General features: G+C 31.6%; 8 protein-coding genes. 2 read left to right on the forward strand and 6 right to left on the reverse strand.

Annotated elements, in window-relative coordinates; translation table 11 throughout:
* Nucleotides 1–46 precede the first annotated feature (46 nt).
* Together DW182_RS21705 and DW182_RS21710 are read right to left on the reverse strand one after the other, a co-directional pair.
* Nucleotides 47–1,282 (reverse strand): hypothetical protein, encoded by a 1,236-nt coding sequence (locus DW182_RS21705; protein ID WP_233564206.1) that lies wholly within the window; start codon nt 1,280–1,282, stop codon nt 47–49.
* Between the two features lie 211 nt (nt 1,283–1,493).
* Nucleotides 1,494–2,492 (reverse strand): hypothetical protein, encoded by a 999-nt coding sequence (locus tag DW182_RS21710; RefSeq protein WP_004295351.1) that lies wholly within the window; start codon nt 2,490–2,492, stop codon nt 1,494–1,496.
* A gap of 168 nt (nt 2,493–2,660) precedes the next feature.
* On the opposite strand from DW182_RS21710, the gene DW182_RS21715 reads away from it, so the two are divergent.
* Both DW182_RS21715 and DW182_RS21720 read left to right on the forward strand, forming a co-directional pair.
* Nucleotides 2,661–3,896, forward strand: coding sequence for an aminotransferase class I/II-fold pyridoxal phosphate-dependent enzyme (locus DW182_RS21715; protein WP_007559081.1), 1,236 nt, complete (start codon nt 2,661–2,663; stop codon nt 3,894–3,896).
* A gap of 2 nt (nt 3,897–3,898) precedes the next feature.
* Nucleotides 3,899–4,621 (forward strand): TetR/AcrR family transcriptional regulator, encoded by a 723-nt coding sequence (locus DW182_RS21720; RefSeq protein ID WP_118296818.1) that lies wholly within the window; start codon nt 3,899–3,901, stop codon nt 4,619–4,621.
* A gap of 88 nt (nt 4,622–4,709) precedes the next feature.
* On the opposite strand, the gene DW182_RS21725 is transcribed toward DW182_RS21720, so the two are convergent.
* The 4 genes from DW182_RS21725 to DW182_RS22655 form a co-directional block, all read right to left on the reverse strand.
* A complete protein-coding gene (locus tag DW182_RS21725) occupies nt 4,710–5,144 on the reverse strand; it encodes a hypothetical protein (RefSeq protein ID WP_007557648.1) in 435 nt (144 codons plus the stop codon).
* A 58-nt stretch (nt 5,145–5,202) separates the two neighbouring features.
* Nucleotides 5,203–5,826, reverse strand: coding sequence for a ParA family protein (locus tag DW182_RS21730; protein ID WP_004295355.1), 624 nt, complete (start codon nt 5,824–5,826; stop codon nt 5,203–5,205).
* A gap of 16 nt (nt 5,827–5,842) precedes the next feature.
* Nucleotides 5,843–7,405: a relaxase/mobilization nuclease domain-containing protein gene (locus DW182_RS21735; protein ID WP_007559083.1), complete on the reverse strand. Its 1,563-nt coding sequence runs from the start codon at nt 7,403–7,405 to the stop codon at nt 5,843–5,845.
* A gap of 104 nt (nt 7,406–7,509) precedes the next feature.
* On the reverse strand, nt 7,510–7,735 hold a 226-nt coding region (locus tag DW182_RS22655), incomplete at its 5' end, for a hypothetical protein (protein ID WP_233564207.1).

Genomic DNA, 7,735 nt, shown 5'->3' on the forward strand with positions numbered 1-7,735 from the left:
TTAAACAAATTATTAATCAGAATTCTGTTGCATTTGCAAGTTGAATTCAGCTTATTCCATACCAAGAACCTTTAAATTTAACTTCTCTATCATTAGCCTCATTTCCATTACGATAAGTCATAGTAATAGTATAGTCAGCCTTTACACTATATTTCTTTAAATAAGTCGTTACTTTAATTAAAGATGGCTCATCAACTTCTACCGGAATAGTCACCGATAATGTTTTAGGTATCTCATACGTTGTGGAAGTATAAGGAGCTCTAGGCAAAAATATTGTTGAATCAGGCATTTCCCCACTACTAAAATTGCCAGGGGCAATAAATTGCCCGGCTATTATTGCAGGACGTAAAAACATTTGTTCTTCATTTGCCATTGGAATTTTCAAAGCTCCTTTTTCTGTATAACAAGAAGTATCTTTTACATCTTTTTTTGCATAAATTGTAATATTTGATGGTCCAGCAACTGCTCCTGTCTGACCATTTGAATACACAACAACAGGGTCTAATTCCGTCACTACAGCTTTAGGTTCAAATGCTATTTCTTTTACTTTAAATTTATCCTGAAACTCTAATAGAAACTCTTGCTGTGGTTGCTTATTATATTTTGCATACCCTACCTGCCCATTACTCTTTACTTCTATAGAATAATTAAACACACTCCAAGGATTATTGGGGTCTGCCGTTCCTAAATATGTCTGATTTTCAATATTAAAATATCCTTTATATGTTGATGGTATAAGGTCCCAACTTCCAGAACTTATATCTTCCGAGTCCCAAACAAAAACAAGTTTATTGTTTGGGTCATTGTTATATTGACCACAAACCAATGGCTTATTATAAGACTTTGAATAAATCAAATATGGTATTCCACTACTAGGTGGCAAAATCTTTAAATAGAATTTTGAAGAACTATAAGCTGAAAGTATCAATTCTTTTCTCATTCCTTGAGTAGAAAGATAAGGCTGTCCAACCACTCCACCTCCTCTGACTTTCAACGCAAAAGGAAGCTCTCTAACAGCATACATATTTGATGAATAAAATTCATCTGTCTCAGGATAATAAGAATAAGATTTCGTTTCTGGCTTTTTTTTAAACTCATCTATATTAGAAAACAGACTCACAGAGTCAGCAACAGAGATAGCTCTTGACTGGATTGAACTTTCTGATGTTTCCGAAAAATCATATAAAAGTTCAGAACTTTTTTCACAAGAGACAAGACCAATAGTCATTGCTCCTACCAATAATTGACTTACGCCCCAAAAAGAATAGAATTTTTTTTTCATAAATATAGTTTTAAAATTATGTCCTTAGAAACAAATACACAATAGAGTTCACGTAGATTTACTTTCTGACGCACGCGAATACGCCACATATACAAAAGGACGAAGAGAAAACAAATCCATGATGCCAAAAACTTTTAGGTAAATATATAAATAGCTCTTACAGCATATTACGTTAAGAGCTATTTATCCCAAAAAGTCAGTTATATTTTACTTAATTTCCCGAAAGACTTAGCCAAAGACGAACTGTTCTTTTAGCCTTATTCTGTTCTCCTTCTAGAATCTTTGCATCACCTTTCTTATAGCTTATTTTTAATTGAGAATCAGTCTGTATAGCATCATATAGAGGAAGCAAAAAGAAATTATCTTCATCTAAAAGTTTTTCCATTATTAACGGAATAATATTTTTACCCATCGCTTGCATTTCTTTAAACTGTGGTAATGTTGTATAAGCGAGAGTACTTGAACTATATTTAGTTTGTGGATTTATTGAAATTTCTTCGTTCCATGAATTAAACAAATCGTTAAACTTAGTCTTTACCTCACAATTAATATTTGCAGCTTTATCAATGACAGCTTGTTTTTCTGCATCAGAAAGTTCAATATCTTCTTGTGCTATCTGTTTTGCAAGTTCCTTTATCTCCGACATATCAGTCTTTGTTCTACTCTCGATAAAAGAAACCAAAATTCTACCATACAAAGTGCCAGATAGCTCACTCCTTTTATGGGTAATACGCAAATAACGCCCAAGTTTTGACTCCCAAGTACCGCTACTATATACAACACTTCCATGAGTCATATCTATACTACTTGTTCCCCAACCATCAACAGTAGCATTGCTACCTTCTGTACTAGTCTGTTCATAATTACAAGACGAACCATATAAAGTTTTAGCATTTTTATACTGTTCTATAAAATCATTGTAAAAAGATTCTGGGTCAATCCATTTGTTAGTTATCCCCATAGAATAAGCAATACAATTATATGTACCTGTTGCTTCTCCTGTTACAGAAATATTATTTACATCTAAATTTGGGAAATCCTTTTTAAGATTATCCTTTTCCGCTTGTGTAGGAACCCTTCTCATAGAAGCAGCTCTAGTAGTAAGTTCGTTTGGATTGGCATTATCCTCCACAGAACCAATCTCTTCGTTTTGCTGACAAGCAATAAGACTAAAAGAGAAACCTAATAAAATTAAAATTTGTTTTCTCATAAAACGATATTTTTAAGTTAGTAATTATTCAGCAAATGCATTTGCATATCGCAAATATACAATACAAATTGTATATAATATAAGAATTATATTGTTTTTTCCACTGTTAATGCTTAAAAACATAATATATTTGCTATTTTTGCAATATACAATCTAAATTATACTAATATGGAAAAAACTTATCATTCATTAAAAGACTTTGAACTATCCTATGGGAAAAATGCTATTGAGAGAGCAAATGATTTCCAGCAGTACATTGAGCAACTAAATGATTTCGGATGTAAAAGCTATTGGATAACTTCACATACAGGTATCGGTTCAACAATGGCAATTGAAGGCTTCAACGAACCTGTTATTGCATTTATTTCTAATGATTATTTAGGTATGTCACAAAGAGAAGAAACTAAACAAGCAGGTATAGATGCTATAAAAAAATATGGAACAGGTGCTTGCGCTGCACAAGTAATAGGTGGTTATCTCGACATACACCAACAGCTAGAGAAAGAAATAGCTTCTTTTGTAGGACAAGAAGAAGCTATTTTATTTTCTTCCGGATTTGGAGCAAATGCCGGAATACTAAGAGCCTTATTGGGTCAAAATGATATTGCATTGATAGACCCTTATATCCACACAAGCGCAATGGCTGGACTAAAAGGAACAAATATAAAACGAATTGGGCATAACGACCTAGAATATTTGGAGAAGGTACTAAAAGAAGTCAAAGGGCAATATCAAACTAAACTTGTAATAATAGATGGTGTATATTCCCAGGATGGGGATTTGTCTTTACTTCCGGAAATTATTACTCTTTGCAAGACTTATGAAACCATGCTGATGTTAGATGATGCACATGGAATAGGAGTAATGGGAGCCAATGGCAGAGGAACAGCTGAATACTATAACTGTTTAGGTCAAATTGATATTATTACTGGCACATTCAGCAAGTCATTTGGTTGCGTAGGGGGATTTGCAGCAGCTTCGAAGAAGATAATACAATACTTGAAATTTTATGCGGACAGCAATGTGTTTTCAGCAGCCCCTACCCCACAAGTCACAGCATCCATACTAAAAGCTTTAGAGATTATAAAAAAAGAACCACAAATAAGAACCAAACTTTGGGAAAATACGAACTATCTTAGAAAACGGTTGAAAGAAGAAGGGTTCGACATAGGAAAATCTGTTTCCCCTATTTTTCCTATTATGATAAGAGATAATAAAAAGGTTTACGAAATTGCTAAAATGTTGCAAGAAAAAGGTATCTTTACAATTGGAATTGTATATCCGGCTGTAAGAACCAAAGAAGCAAGATTAAGGGTCAGCGTTCTTGCCACGCATAAACTTGAACAATTAGAATCTTTAGTCAATACTCTTAATGATATAAATAAGAACATAAAAATAAAATAATAATGAAAGAAAGGAGAAAGCGAAGAAGTGCCAAAGACATAAAGGAAAGCATTATTAATGCGGCAACCCATTTAATTGAAACTGAAGGATTTTCTAATCTAACAGTTACAGGTATTATGCGACAAGCTGAAATTGAGCCTGTACAATTCTATAACAGATATGATGATTTGAATAAGTTCATTGACGAGTATGTAAAAAAATACGACTATTGGTTTAGCGATATTGTAAAATCACAAAAACAATCTAGTAACGATAAAGCACTATATATGAACATTCTTGTAGGTTTATTTCAATCTTTATCAGAAAATAAAATCATGCAAGAACTTCTAAAATGGGAACTAGCTAATAACAATGAAACTAGTCAACGTACCGCTCAACTACGGGAATTGCACACGTTACCTTTATGCCAAAAATTCTCAAACATATTCTCCAATACAGATATTGACATTGTAACTATATCTGCACTAATAATAGGAGGAATATATTATCTTATTTTGCATGATAAACTTTCAACTTTCTGTGAAATAGACTTAAAAAAAGAATCTGACAAACAAAAAGTTATTAAGGCTATAAGCAAATTGTCAGACATTTTATTTACGTTTATACCTTCTTCTATTACTAAAGAAAATATTGATATTATAATAAAAATGAGAGAAGATAATATTCCTGTAGAAAAAATAGCATATTATACAGGAATCCCTAAAGAAATTATTGTTTCTATCTAAAATATCCGTCCAATGAGGAAAAACCCATTGGACGGGTCTATAGCCTAACCAAAAATCTTTTGTTTCACAAAACGACCCTTTTTCTGTACTAAAGAAAACGGTTCTTTTTTTGCTTAATCAAAGAACTTATGTCGCTACGGTGTTTAGTTAACCAATCTTCCAAAATAAACGAAACTAAAGATGAAATAGGTATTTTGGCTTTAGCTTTGAGCAACCCAAACACCTCTTTTACATCTGTATCAACATATAGAACTTCCTTGCAATTATAATTTTTTCCTTTAATGTACTCTAATAAGTCCGTCAAATCCATTTCACTAGAGCCATTAAAATTAAAAACTTCCGAAGAAGTTGTTTCCATTTCTACATGAAGTGGTTCTTTCTCCTCTTCAACTTCATATTTAGCTTCTTGAATAGGAGCTTCATTTATACTACTCCCATGCAATTCTTCACCTCTTATCATTTTAGCTATTTCCAGAACACTAGAAATACCTTCATTTTGCTTTTTCCTTAATTTATCAGCCATGTGCAAATATATACAATAAATGAATAACTTTATAACAAATATCTATTAAAAGAATATTTTATTTTATTGCTCCTTCTTGAATGATATAATCATAAGCATTCTTCACCTTATCAATACACTCATTACTAATTGCTAATGTATTTATACGTTCCATAGCAACAGAAGCTGGTATTTCATCTGTAACAAAACCAACTTGCTTAAGAATATCAACTACCTGTTCTTTTGTTTCATATCTTACCGCAGTTCTCATATTGTTAGGTAAAAAGAATATTTTAGCTTTTACATTTAAATACTGTAACACTTGGATAAAAAAACCTGTACTATCCATTGTAAATTTATCGTATTTAAATGGGCATATTATTATATCCGCAGCTTTAAGAATAGTTCCCAGAGCATCATCATCAATCTTACCAGGCAAATCTATTAATAGATTTCCTTGCTCAACCTTAGTAAAATCACTAATAATTTTAGCAACATTAGATATATCGGTTTGTATAACCTCATATTTAGGTTCATTATCATAGGTCGCAATATCTTCTTTTCTTCTATCCGATAATGAACGCTGAAAATCTAAATCCAATACTAGAACTTCTTTTCCTTTTTCTACTAGATAGTTGGCAAATTGTATGCAATTAGTCGTTTTACCACAACCGCCTTTCTGATTCCCAAATAATATTATCATATCTTACTTATATTTATTAATTTTGTTGCTGTCCTCTTTTCTTTTTCCTATTAGGAGATTTATCTTGCTGTACATTTATATGCTGGCTAAGAATATCACAAATAGCATCAATCAGATTAAATCCCCTTGCCAGTTCTGAATCTTGTTCAACATTTATTCTTTCCATCTTATCAAGAGTAACTAGAGTAATCCTATCTTTACTATAGCCATCTTTTATAATATTGATTCCTAAATCATCAGTACTTACGATTACTTTATTCTTTTTATCTATTAGATAAACTAAATTATCATCTTCAACAAAAAGAATTCCTTTTTCTCTTAATGTAGAATGTAAATCTGAACTATGAGCCAAATAACTATTTATCATATCAGTATAGACAGTATTTTTTTTATCCATATGCTCTTGAATCAAAATATCATCTTTTTTCACATGATAAATTCTACTTAACAACTCGGCTTCTTTAAGTGTAGCAACATTAAATTTATTTGCTTCATACACTCTGCTATTATATCTAAGTTCTTTCAACAGTTTTTTATCAAGAACCAATAAAGCCTTATCATCACCATTTATAAATATTGTGCCATTCATTGAAAACCTATAACCGTAATCTAACATTAATTTCTTGAAACTATCCATTGTATATTTTGTTCCATCTTTCAAAAGAAGATTAATTATACTATTACAGTGTTCAACTTTTGCTTGTTTATTAGGCTCTACTAAAAGTTCCTTCAAATCCATAACTTCCCCACCTTTCAAAACTCTCTTATTTCTATAATCAATTAATGTATATCCATAAGGTTTAGTATGTCCTTTTCCTGTATGAAAGACTAAATTTATACCAAACTTATCTTTCATCAAAGTTTGAAGTTCTGTATAGGAAAGTCCTTGCTTATATTTAAATAAAAGAGCTGTTATCTGTTTTCTTCTTTCTTCATCAGGTGTATATTGTTTAGCTTTATCTTTTATCTGCTCTAATTGAATTGAAGCGTGCTTTTCACCACCCTTATACAAAATTAATAATCCATCCTTTTCTCTTAATTTCCATCCTGATTGTTCAAGTAACAACTTATATTGCTGCACTGTAGAAAAAGAAAACTCCATGTATTTTGAAATATCATCTTTAGCCTTCAAAGCTAAATCAACATTCATTATTTGATTTATGACTTTCTGTGAGCGCACAGCTTCCATATTATCTTTTACCTTCTGTCCGTTCTTCTGTACTCGTGTAGAAACAATATGTACATGATTATTTTCTGTATCAGAATGAAAATATATCATATAAGGATTATTTCCATAACCCATTTTATTTATATATTGCAAAGCTACATTTTTCAAATCCTCTGCCGAATATTCACGCCCCTTACATGAAATCACTGCATGAAATTGTTTTGCCTTGACCGCTGGATTAGTCCTACAGACAGATTCCATATAAGCTATATAATCCGACTTCTTCAAATTATCTGGATTCATAGCAAAATTTTCTGCAACAAGAAGTTCACTCTTGCCTTCCTCATTCTTTCGCTCATTATAATCAATACCAGCGAAAGAAGTTGCCGCTTTTAAAACTACTACTACCATATTTATAACTTCACACCGCAAATATACAAACAAATATTCAATAAAAGAATATTTCAATATAATTTATTCATACAATAAATATACAAATATTATATATTCATATATTATTTATATATATAATATTTTCCCCTAAAGTTTTTGGTATCATAATAATGTTTTCTCTTCGTCCATGCCGGGCAGAACCCGGAAAAGTACGGTATCAAATACCTTCCCGGTTTCTCTCCAGTGCAGGCAGAAAAGGTATCAATTAGATGCAATCCTTTTACCGATGGGCGGTAGTTCCTGAATGGTGTCGGTGTCTTTTCTTTTATGATGCAGCCGTTTTCCTGT

The organism is Bacteroides sp. AM16-24 (assembly GCF_003471885.1).
Lineage (GTDB): Bacteria > Bacteroidota > Bacteroidia > Bacteroidales > Bacteroidaceae > Bacteroides.

Coding starts and splice junctions, on each gene's coding strand:
- DW182_RS21715 (WP_007559081.1), top strand. CDS start 2,661: ATGGAAAAAACTTATCATTCATTAAAAGACTTTGAACTATCCTATGGG.
- DW182_RS21725 (WP_007557648.1), bottom strand. CDS start 5,144: ATGGCTGATAAATTAAGGAAAAAGCAAAATGAAGGTATTTCTAGTGTT.
- DW182_RS21705 (WP_233564206.1), bottom strand. CDS start 1,282: ATGAAAAAAAAATTCTATTCTTTTTGGGGCGTAAGTCAATTATTGGTA.
- DW182_RS21735 (WP_007559083.1), bottom strand. CDS start 7,405: ATGGTAGTAGTAGTTTTAAAAGCGGCAACTTCTTTCGCTGGTATTGAT.
- DW182_RS21730 (WP_004295355.1), bottom strand. CDS start 5,826: ATGATAATATTATTTGGGAATCAGAAAGGCGGTTGTGGTAAAACGACT.
- DW182_RS21720 (WP_118296818.1), top strand. CDS start 3,899: ATGAAAGAAAGGAGAAAGCGAAGAAGTGCCAAAGACATAAAGGAAAGC.
- DW182_RS21710 (WP_004295351.1), bottom strand. CDS start 2,492: ATGAGAAAACAAATTTTAATTTTATTAGGTTTCTCTTTTAGTCTTATT.